This window comes from Streptomyces sp. NPDC006140 (assembly GCF_040628815.1).
GTDB lineage: Bacteria > Actinomycetota > Actinomycetes > Streptomycetales > Streptomycetaceae > Streptomyces.
In genome coordinates this window covers 223,213-245,299 of the sequence record NZ_JBEXTS010000012.1, presented here as the reverse complement: position 1 = coordinate 245,299, position 22,087 = coordinate 223,213, and the positions used below count along the sequence as shown (strand labels likewise).

Annotated in this window: 17 protein-coding genes; 16 read left to right on the top strand and 1 reads right to left on the bottom strand. The window is 72.4% G+C overall.

Annotated features, from left to right (window positions below):
• The first annotated feature begins 504 nt into the window (after nt 1-504).
• From ABZ386_RS29135 to ABZ386_RS29110, 6 genes are all read left to right on the top strand, one after another.
• A complete protein-coding gene (locus tag ABZ386_RS29135; protein WP_351342057.1) occupies nt 505-1,098 on the top strand; it encodes an ABATE domain-containing protein in 594 nt (197 codons plus the stop codon).
• A gap of 352 nt (nt 1,099-1,450) precedes the next feature.
• The gene (locus tag ABZ386_RS29130; RefSeq protein ID WP_010039908.1) at nt 1,451-1,972 is read left to right on the top strand and encodes a sigma-70 family RNA polymerase sigma factor; all 522 of its coding nucleotides are present in this window, start codon (nt 1,451-1,453) and stop codon (nt 1,970-1,972) included.
• Between the two features lie 47 nt (nt 1,973-2,019).
• The gene (locus ABZ386_RS29125) at nt 2,020-2,802 is read left to right on the top strand and encodes a zf-HC2 domain-containing protein (protein WP_269803203.1); all 783 of its coding nucleotides are present in this window, start codon (nt 2,020-2,022) and stop codon (nt 2,800-2,802) included.
• Nucleotides 2,803-2,862: 60 nt separating this feature from the next.
• Nucleotides 2,863-5,148 (top strand): UvrD-helicase domain-containing protein, encoded by a 2,286-nt coding sequence (locus ABZ386_RS29120; RefSeq protein WP_356671786.1) that lies wholly within the window; start codon nt 2,863-2,865, stop codon nt 5,146-5,148.
• Nucleotides 5,149-5,479: 331 nt separating this feature from the next.
• Nucleotides 5,480-6,913 carry an NAD-dependent malic enzyme gene (locus ABZ386_RS29115; protein WP_114253149.1) on the top strand — a complete coding sequence of 478 codons (1,434 nt, stop codon included), beginning with the start codon at nt 5,480-5,482 and terminating at the stop codon, nt 6,911-6,913.
• 331 nt (nt 6,914-7,244) lie between these two features.
• Nucleotides 7,245-7,526 carry an HU family DNA-binding protein gene (locus tag ABZ386_RS29110; protein WP_003990598.1) on the top strand — a complete coding sequence of 94 codons (282 nt, stop codon included), beginning with the start codon at nt 7,245-7,247 and terminating at the stop codon, nt 7,524-7,526.
• Nucleotides 7,527-7,806: 280 nt separating this feature from the next.
• On the opposite strand, the gene murA is transcribed toward ABZ386_RS29110, so the two are convergent.
• On the bottom strand, nt 7,807-9,147 hold the full coding sequence (murA, locus tag ABZ386_RS29105; protein ID WP_094052211.1) for a UDP-N-acetylglucosamine 1-carboxyvinyltransferase: 1,341 nt from the start codon (nt 9,145-9,147) through the stop codon (nt 7,807-7,809).
• Between the two features lie 253 nt (nt 9,148-9,400).
• On the opposite strand from murA, the gene ABZ386_RS29100 reads away from it, so the two are divergent.
• The 10 genes from ABZ386_RS29100 (at nt 9,401) to ABZ386_RS29055 (ending at nt 21,970) form a co-directional block, all read left to right on the top strand.
• Entirely contained in the window at nt 9,401-9,973 is a 573-nt protein-coding gene (locus tag ABZ386_RS29100) for a YqgE/AlgH family protein (protein WP_351342051.1), read from the top strand.
• 29 nt (nt 9,974-10,002) lie between these two features.
• Entirely contained in the window at nt 10,003-10,284 is a 282-nt protein-coding gene (locus ABZ386_RS29095) for a DUF3039 domain-containing protein (protein ID WP_031113140.1), read from the top strand.
• Nucleotides 10,285-10,494: 210 nt separating this feature from the next.
• Entirely contained in the window at nt 10,495-11,793 is a 1,299-nt protein-coding gene (locus ABZ386_RS29090) for an extracellular solute-binding protein (RefSeq protein WP_358966516.1), read from the top strand.
• Nucleotides 11,794-12,206: 413 nt separating this feature from the next.
• Nucleotides 12,207-13,082, top strand: a complete 876-nt coding sequence (locus tag ABZ386_RS29085; protein WP_358966617.1) for a sugar ABC transporter permease — start codon at nt 12,207-12,209, stop codon at nt 13,080-13,082.
• Entirely contained in the window at nt 13,079-13,924 is an 846-nt protein-coding gene (locus ABZ386_RS29080; protein WP_358966513.1) for a carbohydrate ABC transporter permease, read from the top strand. Before ABZ386_RS29085 ends, ABZ386_RS29080 begins: the two co-directional genes overlap by 4 nt.
• 31 nt (nt 13,925-13,955) lie before the next feature.
• On the top strand, nt 13,956-15,590 hold the full coding sequence (locus tag ABZ386_RS29075; RefSeq protein ID WP_356616390.1) for a beta-N-acetylhexosaminidase: 1,635 nt from the start codon (nt 13,956-13,958) through the stop codon (nt 15,588-15,590).
• Between the two features lie 260 nt (nt 15,591-15,850).
• Nucleotides 15,851-16,744, top strand: coding sequence for an FAD binding domain-containing protein (locus tag ABZ386_RS29070; RefSeq protein WP_351342043.1), 894 nt, complete (start codon nt 15,851-15,853; stop codon nt 16,742-16,744).
• A complete protein-coding gene (locus ABZ386_RS29065; protein ID WP_358966511.1) occupies nt 16,741-19,107 on the top strand; it encodes a 2Fe-2S iron-sulfur cluster-binding protein in 2,367 nt (788 codons plus the stop codon). The genes ABZ386_RS29070 and ABZ386_RS29065 overlap by 4 nt, the downstream gene beginning before the upstream one ends.
• Nucleotides 19,104-21,422 carry a molybdopterin cofactor-binding domain-containing protein gene (locus ABZ386_RS29060; RefSeq protein WP_351342039.1) on the top strand — a complete coding sequence of 773 codons (2,319 nt, stop codon included), beginning with the start codon at nt 19,104-19,106 and terminating at the stop codon, nt 21,420-21,422. The genes ABZ386_RS29065 and ABZ386_RS29060 overlap by 4 nt, the downstream gene beginning before the upstream one ends.
• Nucleotides 21,422-21,970 carry an AAA family ATPase gene (locus tag ABZ386_RS29055; protein ID WP_351342037.1) on the top strand — a complete coding sequence of 183 codons (549 nt, stop codon included), beginning with the start codon at nt 21,422-21,424 and terminating at the stop codon, nt 21,968-21,970. The genes ABZ386_RS29060 and ABZ386_RS29055 overlap by 1 nt, the downstream gene beginning before the upstream one ends.
• The last annotated feature ends 117 nt before the right edge of the window (nt 21,971-22,087 follow it).

The following is a 22,087-nucleotide window of genomic DNA, read 5'->3' as shown; positions in this document are numbered from 1 at the left end:
CGGGATCGCGCCGAAGCCCGGACGGGGCCGCTTCGTGGTGGGGTCGCGCCGGGGCTTGGGCGGGGTCGTCTCGTGGTGGGGTCGCGCCGGGGCTTGGGCGGGGTCGTCTCGTGGTGGGGTCGCGCCGAAGTCCGGGCGGGGCCGTCTCGTGGTGGGGTCGCGCTGGGGTCTGGGCGGGGTCGTCTCGTGGTGGGGTCGCGCTGGGGTCTGGGCGGGGTCGTCTCGTGGTGGGGTTGCGCCGGGGCTTGGGCGGGGTCGTCTCGTGGTGGGGTTGCGCCGGGGTCTGGGCGGGGTCGTCTCGTGGTGGGGTCGCGCTGGGGTCTGGGCGGGGCCGTCTCGTGGTGGGGTCGCGCCGGGGTCCGGACGGGGCCGCCCCCCCCGCGCGCGCCCTGACCGCCCGTCGCGCGGGGGGTTTCCCGCGCGCCGCCGGGCAGGCACTGTAAGAGGGAACGGTTTCCCAGCCCTCTCACAGGCGTCTCACCGACCCTAGGCGGTGACAGGCACATGGCACTGGGTACGGCCACGGCCCCCTACGAGCTGCGGTTCGACGCCGGGCGGATCTGCCTGGATCTGCTCTCCACCACGCACCCGGAGGAGCGGCTGGACTCCGTGGACGTGCTGCGCGCCTGGATCACCGGCTCCGGTCTCGTCCCGGCGGGCACCTCCCTCGCCCACACCGACGCCGGCTGGCTCGTCGCCTTCCGCGAACTGCGCGGGCAGATCGACCGGTTGGTGCGCGGCCGGCCCAGGCCCGGTGTCCCGGCGTACGACCTCGCCCTCGCGCGCGTCAACGACCTGGCCCGGACCGCGCCCCCGGCCCCGCGCGCGGTTCGCGGCGAAGACGGCGACCTCGTACGGCGGTTGGACGGCCCGCCCGGCCGCGCCGCCCTGCTCGCGGCCGTCGCCCGGGACGCCGTCGACCTCCTCACCGACCCCGTGGCCCGCGCGGCCCTGCGCGAGTGCGCGGGCGACAACTGCCCGATCGTGTACCTCGACACCTCGCGGGGGCGCAGGAGGCGCTGGTGCTCCAGCGAGGTCTGCGGAAACCGCGAAAGGGTCGCCCGGCACCGCCGCCGCGCGGCACTCGCCCGCGCCTGAAACGCAGTTGGGTGCCCGCTGCACTCAATTTCCCTGTCCTAAATGCGACTTCTGCGACCGCACTGTCGAAGTGATTTCGATTACATGCCGTTTACCTACGGCCCCGTAGGGAAGGCGTGGCTTGAAGTTGCCGATGTGGCGGAAATGTAAAGAACGAGGGGTGGGAATGTGACCGCATGTCCCCCTCGTCACGTCACTTCGAAGAAATCTGTCACGTCTCTTTGAACGCCCAACGGCTCGCGTCCGTACGGCTTGTCGAGCGACCGACTGGGGGAACCCCCGGACATCGGAGGTGGGCGTGCGCAAGGATTCCGTCGTGGCCAATGAACGTGCACCGAGGGCCCGACATCGCATGTCCCAGCCCTCGGAACCCGACGAGGAGCTGATGCGTGCGCTCTACCGCGAACACGCCGGACCCCTGCTGGCATATGTCCTGCGCCTGGTCGCCGGAGACCGGCAGCGCGCCGAGGACGTCGTGCAGGAGACGCTCATCCGTGCCTGGAAGAACGCCGGTCAGCTCAATCGTGCGACCGGATCGGTACGCCCCTGGCTGGTGACGGTCGCCCGGCGCATCGTCATCGACGGCCACCGCAGCCGGCAGGCCCGGCCGCAGGAGGTCGACCCGTCGCCGCTGGAGGTCATCCCCGCGGAGGACGAGATCGACAAGGCGCTGTGGCTGATGACTCTCTCGGACGCACTCGACGACCTGACCCCCGCTCACCGGGAGGTGCTCGTCGAGACGTACTTCAAGGGGCGTACCGTCAATGAGGCGGCCGAGACCCTGGGCATACCCAGCGGAACCGTCCGCTCCAGGGTGTTCTACGCCCTGCGTTCGATGAAGCTCGCACTGGAGGAGCGGGGGGTGACGGCGTGATGAGTGTTTACGGGGGTAACCAGGGGTTCGGTACGGGAGGCATGGGTATGTCTGGACCCATGCAGGAATCTCCGGTGCCGAACGAGCACGAGACCGTCGGCGCCTACGCCCTCGGCATCCTCGACGACGCCGAAGCGACCGCCTTCGAAGCCCACCTCGCGACCTGCGAGTGGTGCGCCCAGCAGCTCGACGAGCTGGCCGGCATGGAGCCGATGCTCGCCGCCCTCGCCGACCTGCCCGGCTCCGGCAGTACCCCCGCGATCGGCGAGTCGCTGTCCGCGAAGCCCAGGCCGCGCATGGTGGAGAAGCTGGTCGACGAGGTCGCGGAACGGCGCGCCCAGAAGCGCCGCCGCAGCTTCTACATGGTGGCCGCGGCCGGCGCGCTGATCATCGGCGGCCCCTTCGTCGCGGTCGCGACGAACGGCGGCGGTGACGGCGGCGGCGCGGAGAACCGCCCGCTCGCGGCGAGCCCCGCCAAGGAGGCCTTCGACGGCATCTCCGACAAGATCTCCGCCACCGACCCGAACACCAAGGTCACCGCGACCGTCGCAGTCCAGAAGAAGGACTGGGGGACGGGCGTGGTCACCGAACTGAAGAACGTCAAGGGCCCGCTCAAGTGCGCCCTCGTCGCGGTCGGCAAGAACGGCGAGCGGGAGACCCTGTCCTCCTGGTCCGTCCCGGAGTGGGGCTACGGCCTCCCCGACGCCAGGACCGAGAAGGCCAAGCAGCCGCTGTACGTCCAGGGCGGCGCCGCCTTCGAGCCGAACGAGATCGACCACTTCGAGGTCGTGACCTTCGACGGCAAGCGGCTGGTCGAGGTCGACGCGTAGCCTTACCGGGTCCCCTTCGCGTACGGTGGACGGCTGCCCAGCACGTCAGAAGGGGGCCCGGTGGCCGCTCAGGCACCTCAGGAAACCGCGCTCGACTCCCTGAGAGACAGAGAGATCGGCGTCGAACAGGAACACCTGGACCGGGTGTACCAGCGCCTCGAGGAGAAGATCCACGAGGCGGAGTTCCTCATGAACGACGCCGCCCAGCGCGGCCAGGTCGGCACGCCCGGCGCGCTCGCCGAGCGGGACGCGCAGGTCTTCCGGGCCGGCATCCACCTGAACCGGCTCAACAACGAGTTCGAGGACTTCCTCTTCGGCCGCATCGACCTGCTGCTCGGCAAGGACGGCAAGAAGGGCCCCGACGGCGCCTACACCGCCGTCGAGCCCGCCGAGGGCGCCGTCCGCGAGGACAACACCGCCGACATCGCCGAGACCCTGCACATCGGCCGCATCGGCGTCCTCGACCAGGACTACGCCCCGCTGGTCATCGACTGGCGCGCCCCGGCCGCCGCCCCCTTCTACCGCTCGACGCCCGTCGACCCCGGCCGGGTCGTCCGCCGTCGGGTCATCCGCTCCAAGGGCCGCAAGGTGCTCGGCGTCGAGGACGACCTGATGCGCCCCGAGCTGAAGGCCTTCCTCGACGGCCACGAACTGCCCGTCATCGGCGACGGCGCCCTGATGGCCGCCCTCGGCCAGGCCCGCAGCCACACGATGCGCGACATCGTCGCCTCCATCCAGGCCGAGCAGGACCTGGTCATCCGCGCCCCCGCCGCCTCCGTCACCTACGTCGAGGGCGGCCCCGGCACCGGCAAGACCGCCGTCGCCCTGCACCGCGCGGCCTACCTCCTCTACCAGGACCGGCGCCGGTACGCGGGCGGCATCCTGATCGTCTCCCCGACCCCGCTGCTCGTCGCCTACACCGAGGGCGTGCTGCCCTCCCTCGGCGAGGAGGGCCAGGTCGCCATCCGCGCCATCGGCTCCCTCGTCGACGGCGCCGAGGCCACGCTCTACGACTCCCCGGCGGTGGCCCGCGCCAAGGGCTCCTCCCGCATGCTCAAGGTGCTGCGCAAGGCCGCGCGCGGAGCCCTGGAGCTGAACGATTCACCGGCCCGGCTGCGCGTGGTCGCCTTCGGCCGCCGCCTGGAGCTGGAGGCCGACGAACTGGCGGGCATCCGCCGCGCCGCCCTCGGCGGCACCGCCCCCGTGAACCTGCTGCGCCCCCGCGCCCGCAAGCTCCTCCTGGACGCCCTGTGGGAGCAGTCCGGCGCGGCCGGCCGGCACACCGACCCGGAGCTGGCCGCCGAGCTGCGCTCCTCCTTCGACGAGGACATCACCTCCGAGGACGCCTTCACCGCCTTCCTCGACGCCTGGTGGCCGGAGCTGACCCCGGCGGCCGTCCTGGACGCCATGGCCGACGAGCGGCGCCTCGGCCGCTGGGCCCGGCGGATCCTCAACCCCGGCGAGATCCGCAAGGTCGCCCGCTCCCTCAGGCGCGACGGCTACTCCGTGCACGACATCGCGATGCTCGACGAGCTCCAGGCCGTCCTCGGCGCCCCCGCCCGGCCCCGCAAGAAGCGCGAGCTGGACCCGCTCGACCAGCTCACCGGCCTGGAGGAGCTGATGCCGGTGCGCGAGGAGTCCCAGCGCGAGCGCGCCGAACGCCTGGCGGCCGAGCGCACCGAGTACGCCCACGTCATCGTCGACGAGGCCCAGGACCTCACCCCGATGCAGTGGCGCATGGTCGGCCGCCGCGGCCGGCACGCCACCTGGACGGTCGTCGGCGACCCGGCGCAGTCCTCCTGGTCCGACCCGGACGAGGCCGCCGAGGCCCGCGACGAGGCCCTCGGCACCCGCCCGCGCCGCCGCTTCGAGCTCACCGTGAACTACCGCAACCCGGCGGAGATCGCCGAGCTGGCCGCGAGGGTGCTCGCCCTCGCCATGCCCGGCTCGGTGTCGCCGAAGGCGGTCCGCTCCACCGGCGTCGAGCCGCGCTTCACCGTTGTGGAGGACACGCTGGGCGACACCGTCCGCCACGAGGCGGCCCGGCTGCTGGAGCGGGTCGACGGCACGGTCGGCGTGGTCGTCGCCATGCAGCGCCGCGAGGAGGCCCGCCGCTGGCTCGCCGGACTCGGCGACCGGGTCGTGGCGCTCGGCAGCCTGGAGGCGAAGGGCCTGGAGTACGACGCGACGGTCGTGGTCTCCCCGGCGGAGATCGCCGACGAGTCCCCGGCCGGCCTGCGTGTGCTCTACGTCGCACTGACCCGGGCCACCCAGCAGCTGACGGTCGTCTCGGCCGAACGGGACGAGCCCGACGGGGCGGGAATCCCGGACCTGCTCAGGGACTGAGCCGGGTTACCCACTTGCCGGCGAAATGAACTCCCGGTACGGGAATGGCCTTACGGGATCTGTTTGTTAGCCTGGATGTGGCACCGGCCCGATCCAAGCCCCCGGGCCCAACCTTCGTCGCTACGAGCGACCACTTGCCGCGAGGCGAGCATGGCGGGTCGGTGCCACTTGACTGCGAAGAGACCCACGTCCACGTGACGTGGGTCTCTTTTTGCTGACCCTTTCCGCGAACAAAACGTTCGCAATCGAGGGCGGCTACCCGCTACCGAGCGGTAGGTGCGACGATCGGACGGCACAACTCAGCGTCAGGTGAAAGCAGAGGAAGTCGGCCATGGCAACGGCGCCCAGCGTCTCCTACTCGATGACGGTCCGGCTGGAGGTGCCCGCGAGCGGAACCGCCGTCTCGCAGCTCACCACCGCCGTGGAGTCCTCCGGAGGCTCGGTGACCGGCCTCGACGTCACGGCGTCCGGTCACGAGAAGCTCCGTATCGACGTCACCATCGCGGCGACGTCGACCGCGCACGCGGACGAGATCGTCGAGAAGCTCCGCGGCATCGAGGGCGTCACGCTGGGCAAGGTCTCGGACCGGACCTTCCTCATGCACCTCGGCGGCAAGATCGAGATGGCGTCGAAGCACCCCATCCGCAACCGTGACGACCTCTCCATGGTCTACACGCCCGGTGTCGCCCGCGTCTGCATGGCGATCGCCGAGAACCCCGAGGACGCCCGCCGCCTCACCATCAAGCGCAACTCCGTTGCGGTCGTGACGGACGGCTCCGCCGTGCTGGGCCTGGGCAACATCGGCCCCAAGGCCGCGCTGCCCGTCATGGAGGGCAAGGCGGCCCTCTTCAAGCGGTTTGCCGGCATCGACGCCTGGCCGATCTGCCTCGACACGCAGGACACCGACGCGATCGTCGAGATCGTCAAGGCCATCGCCCCGGGCTTCGCCGGCATCAACCTCGAGGACATCTCCGCCCCCCGCTGCTTCGAGATCGAGGCACGGCTGCGCGAGGCCCTCGACATCCCCGTCTTCCACGACGACCAGCACGGCACCGCGATCGTCGTCCTCGCCGCGCTCACCAACGCGCTGCGCGTCGCCGGCAAGGCCATCGAGAACATCCGGGTCGTCATGTCCGGCGCCGGCGCGGCCGGTACGGCCATCCTCAAGCTGCTGATCGCCGCGGGCGTCAAGAACGCCGTCGTCGCCGACATCCACGGCGTCGTGCACGCGGGCCGCGAGGACCTGGTGGACGCCGCCCCGGACTCGGCGCTGCGCTGGATCGCCGACAACACCAACCCCGAGGGCCTCACCGGCACGCTCAAGGAGGCCGTGCGCGGCGCCGACGTCTTCATCGGCGTCTCCGCCCCGAACGTCCTCGACGGCGACGACGTGGCCGCCATGGCCGACGGCGCCATCGTGTTCGCGCTTGCGAACCCGGACCCCGAGGTCGACCCGGCAATCGCCCGCCAGACCGCGGCCGTTGTCGCCACGGGCCGCTCGGACTTCCCGAACCAGATCAACAACGTGCTGGTCTTCCCGGGTGTCTTCCGCGGCCTGCTGGACGCCCAGTCCCGCACGGTCAACACCGAGATGATGCTGGCCGCCGCGACCGCCCTCGCGGACGTGGTGACCGAGGACGAGCTGAACCCGAACTACATCATCCCGAGCGTCTTCAACGACAAGGTCGCGGGCGCGGTGGCCGGGGCCGTGCGGGAGGCCGCCAAGGCCGTGGGCGCGACGGCCGGCAGCCCGTCCGCGGTCTGAGGACGAGGCCCGCGCCGGGGTCCGGGGGCGGCCGCCCCCGGACTGTGAGCATCCCCACGGCGGCCCGGGGCCCGGCGCGTCGCGGAACCCCTGTCAGCAGGGGGCTCTATCGTGTCGGCCAGGCTCAGGCCCTCTTTTCGTGTGACTCCCCAAGGGTGTTCCCACGACTCCTGCGGGTGCCGGATTGGCTTTCCCGCCGCAGGTAGAGGCAGGATGCGTCCCTGGGCGCGAGGGTCTGACGACGGACCCGGTCCGGGGACTCATGGAGGACCCTGGCAGCATCGGCTTCGATCTGACGCCTCAACGGCAAGATGAACACGGGAGTAACAACATGAACCGCAGTGAGCTGGTGGCCGCGCTGGCCGACCGCGCCGAGGTGACCCGCAAGGACGCCGACGCCGTGCTGGCCGCGTTCGCCGACGTCGTCGGCGACATCGTCTCCAAGGGCGACGAGAAGGTCACCATCCCCGGCTTCCTGACCTTCGAGCGCACCCACCGTGCCGCTCGCACCGCCCGCAACCCGCAGACCGGCGAGCCGATCCAGATCCCGGCCGGCTACAGCGTGAAGGTCTCCGCGGGCTCGAAGCTCAAGGAAGCGGCCAAGGGCAAGTAAGCGTTCCCTTGCGCGCGCCGTGGGCAACTGCGGGCCGGCTGCGGCTGGTCGCGCAGTTCCCCGCGCCCCCAGGGGGCGCGAGCCCACCGAGAGCCGCATGAAACGCCGAGGGGCGGCCACCTGTCCAGGTGGCCGCCCCTCGGCGTGTACGGGGACTACCCGAGCGCCTTGCCCGGCAGCTCGACCTTCGCGCCCAGTTCCACGAGCTTCTCCATGCTGTGCTTGCCCGGGGGATGACCCCCGGACCCCCAGCCGGGCGGGCGTGGCCGCAGGGCCGGGACTAGCCCAGTGCCTTGCCCGGCAGTTCGACCTTCGCGCCCAGTTCCACGAGCTTCTCCATGAAGTTCTCGTAGCCGCGGTTGATCAGGCCGATGCCGTGGACCCGGGACGTGCCCTGGGCCGCGAGGGCCGCGATGAGGTACGAGAAGCCGCCGCGGAGGTCGGGGATGACCAGGTCGGCGCCCTGGAGCTTGGTGGGGCCGGAGACGACCGCGGAGTGCAGGAAGTTGCGCTGGCCGAAGCGGCAGTCGGAGCCGCCCAGGCACTCGCGGTAGAGCTGGATGTGCGCGCCCATCTGGTTCAGCGCGGACGTGAAGCCGAGGCGGGACTCGTAGACCGTCTCGTGGATGATGGACAGGCCCGTGGCCTGGGTGAGGGCCACCACCAGGGGCTGCTGCCAGTCGGTCTGGAAACCGGGGTGGACGTCCGTCTCCAGCGCGATGGACTTCAGCTGCCCGCCGGGGTGCCAGAAGCGGATGCCCTCGTCGTCGATCTCGAAGGCACCGCCCACCTTCCGGTAGGTGTTCAGGAACGTCATCATCGAGCGCTGCTGCGCCCCGCGGACGTAGATGTTGCCCTCGGTCGCCAGCGCCGCCGACGCCCAGGACGCGGCCTCCAGCCGGTCCGGCAGGGCGCGGTGGTTGTAGCCGCCGAGCTGGTCCACACCCGTGATGCGGATCGTCCGGTCGGTGTCCATCGCGATGATCGCGCCCATCTTCTGCAGCACGCAGATGAGGTCCTCGATCTCCGGCTCGACGGCCGCGTTGGACAGCTCCGTGACGCCCTCGGCGAGGACGGCCGTCAGCAGCACCTGCTCGGTCGCGCCGACGGACGGGTACGGCAGCCGGATCTTCGTGCCGCGCAGCCGCCGCGGCGCCTCCAGGTACTGGCCGTCCGCCCGCTTCTCGATCTTCGCGCCGAACTGCCGCAGCACCTCGAAGTGGAAGTCGATGGGCCGGCCGCCGATGTCACAGCCGCCGAGACCGGGGATGAACGCGTGGCCGAGGCGGTGCAGCAGCGGTCCGCAGAACAGGATCGGGATACGGCTGGAACCCGCGTGGGCATCGATGTCGGCGACGTTCGCGCTCTCCACGCGCGTCGGGTCCATCACCAGTTCGCCGGGCTCGTCACCCGGACGGACCGTCACACCGTGCAGCTGCAGCAGACCCCGTACGACCCGAACGTCGCGGATGTCCGGAACATTGCGCAGTCGGCTCGGAGCGCTGCCGAGCAGCGCCGCCACCATGGCCTTCGGTACGAGGTTCTTCGCACCGCGGACACGGATCTCGCCCTCCAGCGGGGTTCCGCCGTGGACAAGCAGGACATCGTCGTTGACGGTCATGAATCTCGCGTTCCGTGGAGTCGGGCAGGGGCCAGGAGGGAAAGGGTAATCGCCCTCCACCCCCCTTCTGTAAGCCTGAGTCGGACCCAGCCACGTCATAGCTCTGTCACAACACGAACCGTTCCGTGCCGGGCACATGGGGTCACGGTCACACCCGTGCGCGTGGGACGCATCGGTGCGCCCCTGAGCTGCGCGCACTCCGGTCGCCCGCATTGCTCCCCACGGAAAGGGAAGATGCGGGATCATGTCTGGCATGACCGAGGTGTCCTCGCTCACAGGGCGGTTGCTCGTGGCCACGCCCGCCCTGGCGGACCCCAACTTCGACCGTGCGGTGGTGCTGCTCCTCGACCACGACGAGGAGGGCTCCCTCGGTGTCGTCCTCAACCGCCCCACCCCGGTGGACGTGGGCGACATCCTGGAGGGCTGGGGGGATCTCGCCGTCGAGCCCGGTGTGGTCTTCCAGGGCGGCCCGGTGTCGCTGGACTCGGCCCTCGGGGTCGCCGTCGTCCCCGGCGGCGGGTCCGGGGAGGCGGCGCCGCTGGGCTGGCGCCGGGTGCACGGCGCGATCGGCCTGGTCGACCTGGAGGCCCCGCCGGAGCTGCTGGCCTCGGCCCTCGGCTCCCTGCGGATCTTCGCCGGGTACGCCGGCTGGGGCCCGGGCCAGCTGGAGGACGAGCTGGTGGACGGCGCCTGGTACGTCGTCGAGTCGGAGCCCGGCGACGTGTCGTCCCCGTCCCCGGAGCGGCTGTGGCGCGAGGTTCTGCGCCGCCAGCGCAACGAGCTGGCGATGGTGGCGACGTACCCCGACGACCCTTCGCTCAACTGATGTCTGTGAGCTTCAGTACCCTTGGGCCTATGAGCACTCTCGAGCCCGAGCGCGGGACTGGTACGGGGACCCTCGTAGAGCCGACGCCGCAGACCTCCCACGGTGACGGTGACCACGAGCGCTTCGCCCACTACGTCCAGAAGGACAAGATCATGGCGAGCGCCCTCGACGGCACCCCCGTCGTGGCGCTGTGCGGCAAGGTCTGGGTGCCGGGCCGCGACCCGAAGAAGTACCCCGTGTGCCCCATGTGCAAGGAGATCTACGAGTCCATGGGCTCCGGCGGCGACGACAAGGGCAAGGGCGACAAGTAGGCCCGTCCGCGTGGCGTAAAGCCTCCAGGGTGCGTTTTGCGCGCCCTGGAGGCTTTTGTGCTGTCCGGGCGTTGCGCGGGGTGCGTCTGCCGGTCACAGAGTGGTTGAGACCTCTTGTGGGCGTGTTCATGCAGTCCCTAGCCTCCGGTGTGTTGTGCACAGCGAAACCTTCATTGCGCATGTTGCAACACTTCTCCGGAGGAGCACTCCATGAAGCTGTCCGTCCGTCTCGTCGGCCTCAGCGCGCTCGCCGCCCTCCTGGCCACCTCCTGCACCCCCCAGACCTCCGGCGACACCTCCTCCGACAAGGACGAGAAGACCGGCACGCTGCGCGTGTGGCTCTTCCAGGAGGTCGGCAACGGACCCAAGGAGAAGGTCGTCGACTCCGTCGTCTCCGCCTTCGAGAAGGCCCACAAGGGCACCGAGGTCGACGTCGAGTACATCCCCGTCGACACCCGCGCCCAGCGCGTCAAAGCCGCCTTCAACGACCCCGCCTCCGCTCCGGACGTCATGGAGTACGGCAACACCGACACGGCCGGCTATGTGAAGGACGGCGGACTCCTCGACGTCACGAAGGAGTTCGGCGACTGGAGCGAGGCGAAGGACACCGACCCGACGGCCAGACAGTCGGTGACGGTGGACGGCAAGGTCTACGGCGCGCCCTTCTACGTCGGCGTGCGCGCCCTGTACTACCGCACGGACGTGTTCAAGGAACTCGGCCTGTCCGTCCCGAGGACGATGGCCGAACTCGCCTCCACCGCCCGCGAGATCCGCGCGGCCCGGCCTGAGCTGTACGGCCTGGTTGTCGGCGGTGCCTACACCTACGGCGCGATGCCGTTCGTGTGGGCCAACGGTGGTGAACTCGCGACGGGCAAGGGCGGCTCGTACGCCTCCGGCATCGACAGCCCCGAGGCCCGCAAGGGCATCAAGGCGTACACGTCCCTGTTCGGCGACGACAACTGCCCGGCCGCCAAGTGCGCGGGCATGGGCGGCAACGACACGATCTCCGCGTTCGCCGCGGGCAAGGCCGGCATGGCCATCGGCGGCGACTTCAGCCACACCGCCGTCGAGGCCGGGAAGGTCAAGGGCAAGTACGCCGTCGTCCCGCTGCCGGGGGTGAAGCCCGGCTCGATCGCGCCGGCCTTCGCCGGCGGCAACAACATCGGCGTCCTGAAGAGCACCTCGCACCGGACGCTCGCCGTCCAGTTGATGGAGCAGCTCGCCTCGAAGAAGACCCAGGCCGAACTCTTCGACGCGATGGGCTTCCTGCCGACCTTCACGGACGTCCGCCGGCAGGTCGCGCAGGAGGAGCCGTTCGTGAAGCCCTTCGTCCAGACCCTCTCGGCCGGCACGAAGTTCGTCCCCGCGTCCCCGGCCTGGGCCCAGATCGACTCCCAGCTCGTCCTGCCGACCATGTTCCAGGAGGTCATCAGCGGCAAGAAGGACGTCGCACAGGCATCCGAGGACGCCGCGAAGAAGATGAACACGGCGTTCGGCTCGGCGGGGTGAGCGGGATGAACGACCCTACGGAACCGGCGGCGGCAGGCCCGGCCGGGACCGCCTCGGCGGGGGCCGAGCGGGCGGGTCCGGCCCGGGCGGAAGCCGGCCGGCCGGGGCGCGCGGCGGCCACCACGGCCGGTGGTCGGCCCGGGGCGGGAGCCGGTTCGGGCGGTCGTGCGGGGACGGGCGGCACGGGAGCCGTTCCGGCGGGAGGCCCGCGGGACACGGGCGCCGGCCGCTCCCCGGCGTCCCCGGTGGCCGTCGCCGCTGCGGCCGAACCTTCCCCGGGCGGCTCTCCGGATCCCGCCACGGGCGGGGCCGACGAGCCCCGCGCGACGGCGGTGCGGCCGCCGGGCGGCAAGGCCCGCGGCGGGCGGCAGGCCCGCGGGCGGCGCCGTGGACCGGTCGGCACATCCCCGCTCGTGTCCGGCGGCTGGACGCCCTGGCTGTACCTCGCGCCCGGGCTCGTCGTGCTCGGCGGGCTGCTCGTCTACCCCACCTACCAGCTCGGCCTGATCTCCTTCTTCCAGTACACGCAGGCGCAGGTGAGCGGCGGGGAGCCGGCCACCTTCGAGGGGTTCGGGAACTACGCCGAGCTGTTCGGAGACCCGCAGTTCTGGCAGGTGCTGCTCGCCACCGTGCTGTTCGCGGCGGCCTGTGTCGTGTGCACGCTGGTGGTCGGATGTGCCCTGGCCGTGCTGCTCACCCGCGTGCGTGCCGTGCCGCGCCTCGCGCTGATGCTGGCCGCCCTGGGCGCGTGGGCGACCCCGGCCGTGACCGGATCCACGGTGTGGCTGTTCCTCTTCGACCCGGACTTCGGCCCGGTCAACCGGATGCTGGGCCTCGGCGACCACTCCTGGACGTACGGCCGGATCAGCGCCTTCTTCCTCGTCCTGCTCGAAGTGGTGTGGTGCTCCTTCCCGTTCGTGATGGTCACCGTGTACGCCGGCATCCGCGCCGTACCGACGGAGGTCCTGGAGGCCGCCTCCCTCGACGGTGCCTCCCAGTGGCGGATCTGGCGCTCCGTCCTCGCCCCGATGCTCCGGCCGATCCTGGTCGTCGTCACGATCCAGTCGGTCATCTGGGACTTCAAGGTCTTCACGCAGATCTACGTCATGACGAACGGCGGCGGTATCGCCGGCCAGAACCTGGTCCTCAACGTCTACGCCTACCAGCAGGCCTTCGCGTCCTCGCAGTACGGCCTCGGCTCCGCGATCGGCGTCGTGATGCTGCTGATCCTGCTCGCCGTCACCCTGGTGTACCTGCGGCTGCTGCGCCGGCAGGGGGAGGAACTGTGAATCTTCTTCGCGCCCGTGTGCGCCGCCCGGGCCGGTCGGCCGCCGAGGCGTCCGCCCTGCTGATCGCGCTCGTCGTCGCCTTCCCCCTCTACTGGATGGTGCTCAGCGCCTTCAAACCGGCCGGGGAGATCGAGTCGAGCGAGCCCAGGCCGTGGACGCTCGTGCCCTCCCTGGATTCCTTCCGACGCGTCTTCGGGCAACAGGAATTCGGCCGCTACTTCCTCAACAGCCTCATCGTCGCGGGCAGTGTCGTGATCGCCTCCGCGCTGATCGCGTTTCTCGCCGCGACCGCCGTGACACGATTCCGCTTCCGCCTGCGGACCACCCTGTTGATCCTGTTTCTGGTGGCCCAGATGGTGCCCGTGGAAGCCCTCACGATCCCCCTGTTCTTCCTCATGCGGGACGCCGGTCAGCTGAACACGCTGGGTTCGCTGATCCTGCCCCACATCGCCTTCTCGCTGCCCTTCGCGATCTGGATGCTGCGGGGGTTCGTGAAAGCCGTTCCGGAGGCGCTGGAGGAGGCCGCGTACATCGACGGGGCGAGCCGGGCGCGATTCCTGTGGCAGATCCTTTTCCCCCTCGTCCTGCCGGGTCTCGTGGCCACCAGCGTGTTCTCCTTCATCTCCGCCTGGAACGACTTCCTGTTCGCCAAGTCGTTCATCATCAGCGACACCTCGCAGTCGACGCTGCCGATGGCCCTGCTGGTCTTCTACAAGCCCGACGACCCGGACTGGGGCGGCGTCATGGCCGCTTCCACGGTGATGACGATTCCGGTCCTGGTCTTCTTCGTACTCGTACAGCGGCGCCTGGTCTCCGGACTGGGCGGAGCGGTGAAGGACTGATGTGACTCCGCCTGATGTGACTCCGCCTGATGTGACTCCTCCTGCGACGGGCCTGATTCCGGCGCCCCTGCGCATCGAGACCGGGAACGGGCCGGGGTTCGTGCTCGACGCGGACACCGGCGTCGAGGCGGGCCCCGGTGCCGAGCGGGCCGCGCGGTGGCTGCGGGCGACCGTCGGCGCGGCGACCGGACTGCCGCTGGACCCGCGCACCGGCGGCGCGGGCGAGGGTCTCCGCCTGCGCGTCCGGCCGGACCTGGGCGGGCCCGAGGCGTACCGGTTGACCGTCGGCGCCGGCGGAGCCCTCATCGAAGGGGCGAGCGCCACCGGCCTGTTCTGGGGCGCCCAGACCTTCCGTCAGCTCCTGGGCCCCGAGGCCTTCCGCCGGGCGCCGGTGTCCGGGAAACGGGCGTGGGACGTACCCGCCGTCACCGTCGAGGACGCGCCCCGATTCCGCTGGCGCGGCCTGATGCTCGACGTCGCCCGGCACTTCATGCCCAAGGAAGGCGTGCTGCGTTACCTCGACCTGATGGCGGCGCACAAACTCAACGTCTTCCACTTCCATCTGACGGACGACCAGGGCTGGCGCATCGAGATCGAGCGGCACCCGCGGCTGACCGAGATCGGCTCCTGGCGTGCCCGTACGAAAACCGGCCACCGCGCTTCTCCCTTGTGGGACGAGAAGCCGCACGGCGGCTACTACACCCAGGACGACATCCGCGAGATCGTCGCGTACGCCGCCGAGCGGCATATCACCGTCGTCCCCGAAATCGACGTACCCGGACACTCGCAGGCTGCCATCGCCGCGTACCCGGAACTCGGCAACACCGACGTCATCGACACCTCCGCGCTCTCCGTCTGGGACACCTGGGGAATCAACCCGAACGTACTCGCCCCCACTGACAACACCCTGCGCTTCTACGAGGGCGTCCTCGAGGAAGTGCTGGAGCTGTTCCCCTCGGAGTTCGTCCACATCGGCGGCGACGAATGCCCCAAGGAGCAGTGGCGGCGGTCGGAGACGGCCCGGGCGCGCATCCGGGAACTCGGGCTCGCGGACGAGGACGAGCTCCAGTCCTGGTTCGTCCGGCACTTCGACACCTGGCTCACCGCGCGCGGGCGCCGGCTCATCGGCTGGGACGAGATCCTGGAGGGCGGCCTGGCCGAGGGCGCGGCCGTGTCCTCCTGGCGCGGCTACGCCGGGGGCATCGCCGCCGCCCGGGCCGGCCACGACGTCGTCATGTGCCCCGAGCAGCAGGTGTACCTGGACCACCGTCAGGCCCCGGGCCCCGACGAGCCGGTACCGATCGGGTGGGTGCGCACCCTGGAGGACGTCTACCGGTTCGAGCCCGTTCCCCCGGAGTTGACGCCCGAGGAGGCCCGGCACGTGCTGGGCACCCAGGCCAACCTGTGGACCGAGGTGATGGAGGACCACGCGCGCGTGGACTACCAGGCGTTCCCCCGGCTCGCCGCCTTCGCCGAGGTCGCCTGGAGCGCCCTGCCCGCCCCGGCGGAACGGGACTTCGCCGGCTTCGAGCGCCGTATGGCCGCCCACTACCGGCGGCTCGACGCCCTGGGCGTCGCTTACCGGCCACCCGCCGGCCCGCTGCCCTGGCAGCGGCGACCCGGGGTGTTGGGCCGCCCGATCGACGGCCCGCCTCCGCGGCGGTAGCACCCGGCTGTTGCGACCGAACAGCTCGAACAGGCCACGGAAAAAGCGCACAAGGGTCACCGAAAGTGCCAATCACCACGCACTGGCGAACCTGTGCGAAAACGGACCATCTCGCCGGTGAGGTGGGCGAATGCCTCCTAGCGGACCCGTGTCTTCGGCTCTCGCCAAGATGTGCCAGAGTTGCCACGTCCGCCCTGTCAGCACGTACCGTACGGCAGCACAGGTGGGACCAGGTGGGGCAGCGGGAAGGGGCAGCCGGTTTGACCACGCACGCACCGCAGGCGGCGCAGGCCGTCACGCTGCCCACGACGCTGGACGAGGCCGTCGCGGCACTCACCGCCGTGCCCGCCGCCGTGCCCGTCGCGGGCGGCACCGACCTGATGGCCGCCGTCAACTCCGGGCAGCTCAGGCCCGCCGCGCTGGTGGGACTCGGCCGGATCAGCGAGATCCGCGGCTGGCAGTACCAGGACGGCCACGCACTGCTCGGCGCGGGCCTCACGCACGCGCGCATGGGCCGCCCCGACTTCGCGGCCCTCATCCCGGCGCTCGCCGCCGCCGCGCGCGCCGCCGGGCCGCCGCACATCCGCAACGCGGGCACCCTGGGCGGCAACATCGCCTCGGCGGCCCCCACCGGCGACGCGCTGCCGGTCCTGGCCGCCCTGGAGGCGACCCTGATCATCGCGGGCCCGGGCGGAGCCCGCCGGGAGATCCCGGTGTCGCACCTGCTCGCCGGGATGGACATGCTGCGCGCCGGGGAACTCATCGGCTACGTGCGCGTGCCGCTGCTGCATGCCCCGCAGGTCTTCCTGAAGGCGACCGGCCGCACCGGCCCGGGCCGCGCGGTCGCCTCCGTGGCGCTGGTCCTGGACCCCGCGCGCCGGGGCGTGCGCTGCGCGGTGGGCGCCATAGCGCCGATGCCGCTGCGGCCCCTGGAGGCCGAGCAGTGGGTCGGCCGGCTCATCGACTGGGACAACAACCGCGCGCTCGTCCCCGAGGCCCTGAGCGCCTTCGGGGAGTACGTCGCCGCGGCCTGCATCCCCGACGCTGCCCCGGGCGAGGACGGCTCCGTACCGCAGCTCCCGCCCGCCGTACTGCACCTGCGGCGCACCGTCGCCGCGCTGGCCCGACGAGCACTGGGGAGGGCGCTGTCGTGACCGACGACCAGCACGGAGAGGGCACGCCCCGGGGCGGGAGCCGCTGGGACCCGCTGCCCCAGGGCGAGTACGACGACGGCGCCACCGCCTTCGTCGAGCTGCCCGAGGGGGGCGTCGACGCCCTGCTGGCCGCCGACAGCCCCCTCGCCGCGCCCGGCCACGGCTACGTACCGCCGCAGATAACGGTCAATCCCGCGACGACGGCCGGCGCCGACCCCGCCGCCACGGGCGCGTGGCCGACGCCCGGCGCGCCCGTCGACGGCGCCCAGTGGCACGACCCGCACGACCCGCACGACCCGCACGCGTTGCACCAGCAGGGGCAGGACGTGGGGGAGCAGTCCTACGGCTCGGAGGCTGCTTACGGCCCCGGCGCGCCCTACGGTTCCGGCGCACCCTACGGCTCCGGTACGCCGTACGGCTCCGACGCGGGGGCGCGGCCGCACGGCGGGGACGACCGCTTCACGTACAACCCGGGCGCCACCGGGCAGTGGAACTTCGAGGAGGCCGCGGCGGCCGAGGCCGCGCCCGGCCATGACGTGACCGGGCAGTGGTCCATCCCCGTCGCCGGGGGAGACCTTCCGGACGAGTCGGGCGAGTTCACCACGTCCGCCCTGGTCGAGCAGTGGGGCGGCACCCCACCGGCCACGCTCCCGGGCGGCGCGCCCGCCCCGTGGGCCACCCAGGCGGCCGGGCAGCCGTGGGGCCAGCCCGCTCCGCAGGAGCCCGCCGGCCAGGACCCGTCCGGCACGGGTCACCCGCACGGCGCTGAGCAGGGCCAGGGGTACGAGCAGGAGCAGGGGTACGGGCACGGCCAGGACCATGGGTATGGTGCGGGGGTTCCCGGGCCGGCCTCCGGATACGCCGCCCCGGAGCAGCCGCCTGCCGCATCCCTGCACCAGGAGACAGACCCGACGCACGGCGGCCACGTGCCGTCCCCCGAGTCGGACCCCACCCACGGTGGCCACCTGCCCGAGGCGGGCCCGGGCGAGCCCGCGGAACCCGGTCACGCGGGCGAACCGTCGGCGGCCGGCCACGCGCCGGAGCCGTCCGGCTTCGCCGACCCCGGGGCCGAATCCCAGGGCTTCACCGACCACACCCCGGAGAACCCCGGCTTCGCCGACCACCCTGCCGACCCCTCCCACTTCACCGGCCACGATCCGGAACAGGCGGGCGTACACACCCCGGAGGACTACCCCGGCCCCGACGCGCACGCCCCCGAGCAGCCGTACGCCGAGCACCCCGGGGAGTTCCCCGAGGAGCCCGCGCCCGCGCCCTCGTCCGAGGCGGACGCGGTGGACGTGGCGGACGCGGCGGAGCCGGAAGGCGTCGGGCCCGCCCAGGGCGCTCAGGAGGCCTCACAAACCGCTCCCGGGCCCGGTGAGCCCGCCGAGGGCGCCCCAGGGGCCACGGAGGGCGCTGACGCCCCCGACGAGCCGCCCGCCCAGTCGTCGGCCGAGTCGTCCGCCGAGCCCCTCCCGGCCATGGCGGACGCGGAGGCCGGACCGGAGAGCCCCGACGCCCCGGGCGCCGACGCCGAGACGCCAGACGACCCGGCGCCGGAGGACTCCGCGGAGTCCCACGACGCGGCGGACACCCCGGACGACCCGTCCGCCGCCCCCCAGGACGCATCGCCCACGGCCCCGCAGGAGGAGCACCCCCTCGCCTCCTACGTCCTGCGCGTCAACGGCACCGACCGCCCCGTCACCGACGCGTGGATCGGCGAGTCGCTGCTGTACGTGCTGCGTGAGCGGCTCGGGCTCGCCGGTGCCAAGGACGGTTGCTCGCAGGGCGAGTGCGGGGCGTGCAACGTCCAGGTCGACGGGCGGCTCGTCGCCTCCTGCCTGGTCCCGGCCGTGACCGCCGCCGGCAGCGAGGTCCGTACCGTGGAGGGCCTGGCCGAGGACGGGCAGCCCTCGGACGTGCAGCGGGCGCTCGCGCGCTGCGGCGCCGTGCAGTGCGGCTTCTGCGTCCCGGGCATGGCGATGACCGTGCACGACCTGCTGGAGGGCAACCCGGCCCCCACCGAGCTGGAGACCCGCCAGGCGCTGTGCGGCAACCTGTGCCGCTGCTCCGGCTACCGGGGCGTGGTGGACGCCGTCAAGGAGGTCGTCGCCGAGCGCGAGGCACACGCCGCGCCCGCCGACGGCGACGCCGACGAGGCCCGCATCCCGCACCAGGCGGCCCCGGGCGCCGGCGGCGTACACCCGTCGGCCTTCGGCGCGCCCCCCGAACGCCACCCGCAGGAACCGCACGGGCAAGAACTGCACGCGCAGGACTCGTACGCGCAGGACCCGCACGCGCGGGACCCGCACTCCCCGGACCCGCATGACCAGCCCTACGGCCAGGACGGAGGCCAGGCGTGAGCAACGAAGCAGCCACCGCGCAGGCTGCACAGGCCGCGGAGGCCGCCCCCGCCCCCGAACCACTGCCGCACGGCCTCGGCGCCTCCCTCCCGGCCGCCGACGCCCGCGCCAAGACGGAGGGCACCTTCCCGTACGCCGCCGACCTGTGGGCCGAGGGCCTGCTGTGGGCGGCCGTGCTGCGCTCACCGCACCCGCACGCGCGCATCGTGTCCATCGACACCACCCACGCGCGCGAGATGCCCGGCGTCCGCGCCGTCGTCACCCACGAGGACGTCCCCGGCAGCCCGCTGCACGGCCGCGGCAAGGCCGACCGCCCGGTCTTCGCCTCCGAGGTCGTGCGCCACCACGGCGAGCCCATCGCCGCCGTCGCCGCCGACCACCCGGACACCGCGCGCATGGCGGCGGCCGCCGTCATCGTCGAGTACGAGGTGCTCGACCCGGTGACCGACCCCGAGCAGGCCTTCGAGGCCGAGCCGCTGCACCCCGACGGCAACCTGATCCGGCACATCCCGCTGCGCCACGGCGACCCGGAGGCGGCCGGCGAGATCGTCGTCGAGGGGCTGTACCGCATCGGCCGCCAGGACCCCGCGCCCATCGGCGCCGAGGCGGGCCTCGCCGTACCGCGCCCGGACGGCGGCGTGGAGCTGTACCTCGCCTCCACCGACCCGCACGCCGACCGCGACACGGCCGCCGCCGCCTTCGGCCTGGAACCCGAGCGCGTCAAGGTCGTCGTCACCGGCGTCCCCGGCGCCACCGCCGACCGCGAGGACCAGGGCTTCCAGCTCCCGCTCGGCCTGCTGGCGCTGCGCACCGGCTGCCCGGTGAAGCTCACCGCCACGCGCGAGGAGTCCTTCCTCGGCCACGCCCACCGCCACCCCACCCTGCTGCGCTACCGGCACCACGCCGACGGCGAGGGCAGACTCGTCAAGGTCGAGGCGCAGATCCTGCTCGACGCGGGCGCCTACGCCGACACCTCCGCCGACGCCCTGGCCGCCGCCGTCGCCTTCGCCTGCGGCCCGTACGTCGTCCCGAACGCCTTCATCGAGGGCTGGGCCGTCCGCACCAACAACCCCCCGTCCGGCCATGTGCGCGGCGAGGGCGCCATGCAGGTCTGCGCCGCCTACGAGGCGCAGATGGACAAGATCGCCAAGAAGCTCGGCCTCGACCCGGCCGAGGTGCGGCTGCGCAACGCCATGGCGACCGGCGACGTGCTGCCGACCGGCCAGACCGTGACCTGCCCGGCCCCGGTCGCCGAACTGCTCCAGGCCGTCCGGGACTTCCCCCTGCCGCCCCTCCCGAAGGACACCCCCGAGGACGAGTGGCTGCTGCCCGGCGGCCCCGAGGGCGCGGGTGAACCGGGCGCGGTGCGCCGGGGCGTGGGCTACGGCGTGGGCATGGTGCACATGCTCGGCGCGGAGGGCGCGGACGAGGTGTCCACGGCGACCGTGAAGGTCCACGACGGCGTCGCGACGGTGCTGTGCGCGGCCGTCGAGACCGGCCAGGGCTTCACGACGCTGGCCCGGCAGATCGTCCAGGAGACCCTCGGCATCGACGAGGTGCACGTGGCGCCCGTCGACACCGACCAGCCCCCAGCGGGCGCGGGCTGCCGCGGCCGGCACACGTGGGTGTCGGGCGGTGCGGTGGAGCGCGCGGCCAAGATGGTCCGTACGCAGCTCCTCCAGCCGCTCGCGCACAAGTTCGGCATGTCCACGGAGCTGCTCCAGATCACCGACGGCAAGATCACGTCGTACGACGGGGTCCTCTCGACGACCGTCAGCGAGGCGATGGACGGCAAGGAGCTGTGGGCCACCGCCCAGTGCCGCCCGCACCCCACCGAGCCGCTGAACGAGGCCGGCCAGGGCGACGCCTTCGTGGGCATGGCCTTCTGCGCGATCCGCGCGGTGGTGGACGTCGACATCGAGCTCGGTTCCGTACGGGTCGTGGAACTGGCCGTCGCCCAGGACGTGGGCCGGGTCCTGAACCCGACCCAGCTGGCCGCCCGGATCGAGGGGGGCGTGACCCAGGGCCTGGGCATCGCGCTCACGGAGAACCTCCGCACGCCGCGCGGCCTGATCCGCCACCCGGACCTCACCGGATACGCCCTCCCGACCGCCCTCGACGCGCCCGACATCCGCATCGTCCGGCTGGTCGAGGAACGGGACGTGGTCGCGCCGTTCGGGGCGAAGGCGGTCAGCGCCGTGCCGGTCGTGACGTCCCCGGCGGCCATCGCGTCCGCCGTACGTGCCGCGACGGGCCGCCCCGTGAACCGGCTGCCGATCCGCCCGCAGGCCGCGGTGGTCACGGCCCGCTCCTGATGCCCCTCGCGGGCGCGGTCGTCCTGGTCACCGGCGTCATGGCGGCCGGCAAGTCCACGGTCGCGCAGGCGCTGGCCCAGACGCTGCCGAGGGCCGCGCACGTCCGCGGGGACGCGTTCCGGCGCATGATCGTCACGGGCCGGGAGGAGTACGTCCCCGGCGCGGACGGCGAGGCGCGGGCCCAACTCCTCCTGCGCTACCGGCTGTCGGCGAAGACGGCCGACGCGTACGCCGAGGCCGGTTTCACGGCGGTCGTCCAGGATGTGGTGCTCGGCGAGGACTTGAGGGCGTACACCGGCCTGGTGCGCACCCGCCCGCTGTACGTCGTCGTCCTCGCGCCGCGTCCCGAGGCGGTCGCCGCGCGGGAGGCGGCGCGTCCGAAGACGGGATACGGCGGCGGCTGGACGGTCGCGGCCCTGGACGAGGAACTGCGCACCCGGACCCCGCGGATCGGGCTGTGGCTCGACACCTCGGAGCTGACGGTGGGGCAGACGGTCGAGGAGATTCTGGCGGGACGGGAACGCGCCAGGGTCGTCCGAGCGTCATGAGAGACGGACGCGTTGTGGTCGCTGGGCACGCGTCGCTGTTCCGGGGCGTTGTCAGTGGTGGGGCGTAGTGTTCTGGGCAGTGGGGGACGGCTGCCGGGCCTGGCCGGGCGGTCTGCC

Bases quoted from the DNA above. Each gene is read 5' to 3' on its own strand.
- ABZ386_RS29135 (WP_351342057.1), top strand. From the start codon at position 505: ATGGCACTGGGTACGGCCACGGCCCCCTACGAGCTGCGGTTCGACGCC.
- ABZ386_RS29130 (WP_010039908.1), top strand. From the start codon at position 1,451: ATGTCCCAGCCCTCGGAACCCGACGAGGAGCTGATGCGTGCGCTCTAC.
- ABZ386_RS29125 (WP_269803203.1), top strand. From the start codon at position 2,020: ATGTCTGGACCCATGCAGGAATCTCCGGTGCCGAACGAGCACGAGACC.
- ABZ386_RS29115 (WP_114253149.1), top strand. From the start codon at position 5,480: ATGGCAACGGCGCCCAGCGTCTCCTACTCGATGACGGTCCGGCTGGAG.
- ABZ386_RS29110 (WP_003990598.1), top strand. From the start codon at position 7,245: ATGAACCGCAGTGAGCTGGTGGCCGCGCTGGCCGACCGCGCCGAGGTG.
- murA (WP_094052211.1), bottom strand. From the start codon at position 9,147: ATGACCGTCAACGACGATGTCCTGCTTGTCCACGGCGGAACCCCGCTG.
- ABZ386_RS29100 (WP_351342051.1), top strand. From the start codon at position 9,401: ATGACCGAGGTGTCCTCGCTCACAGGGCGGTTGCTCGTGGCCACGCCC.
- ABZ386_RS29095 (WP_031113140.1), top strand. From the start codon at position 10,003: ATGAGCACTCTCGAGCCCGAGCGCGGGACTGGTACGGGGACCCTCGTA.
- ABZ386_RS29090 (WP_358966516.1), top strand. From the start codon at position 10,495: ATGAAGCTGTCCGTCCGTCTCGTCGGCCTCAGCGCGCTCGCCGCCCTC.
- ABZ386_RS29055 (WP_351342037.1), top strand. From the start codon at position 21,422: ATGCCCCTCGCGGGCGCGGTCGTCCTGGTCACCGGCGTCATGGCGGCC.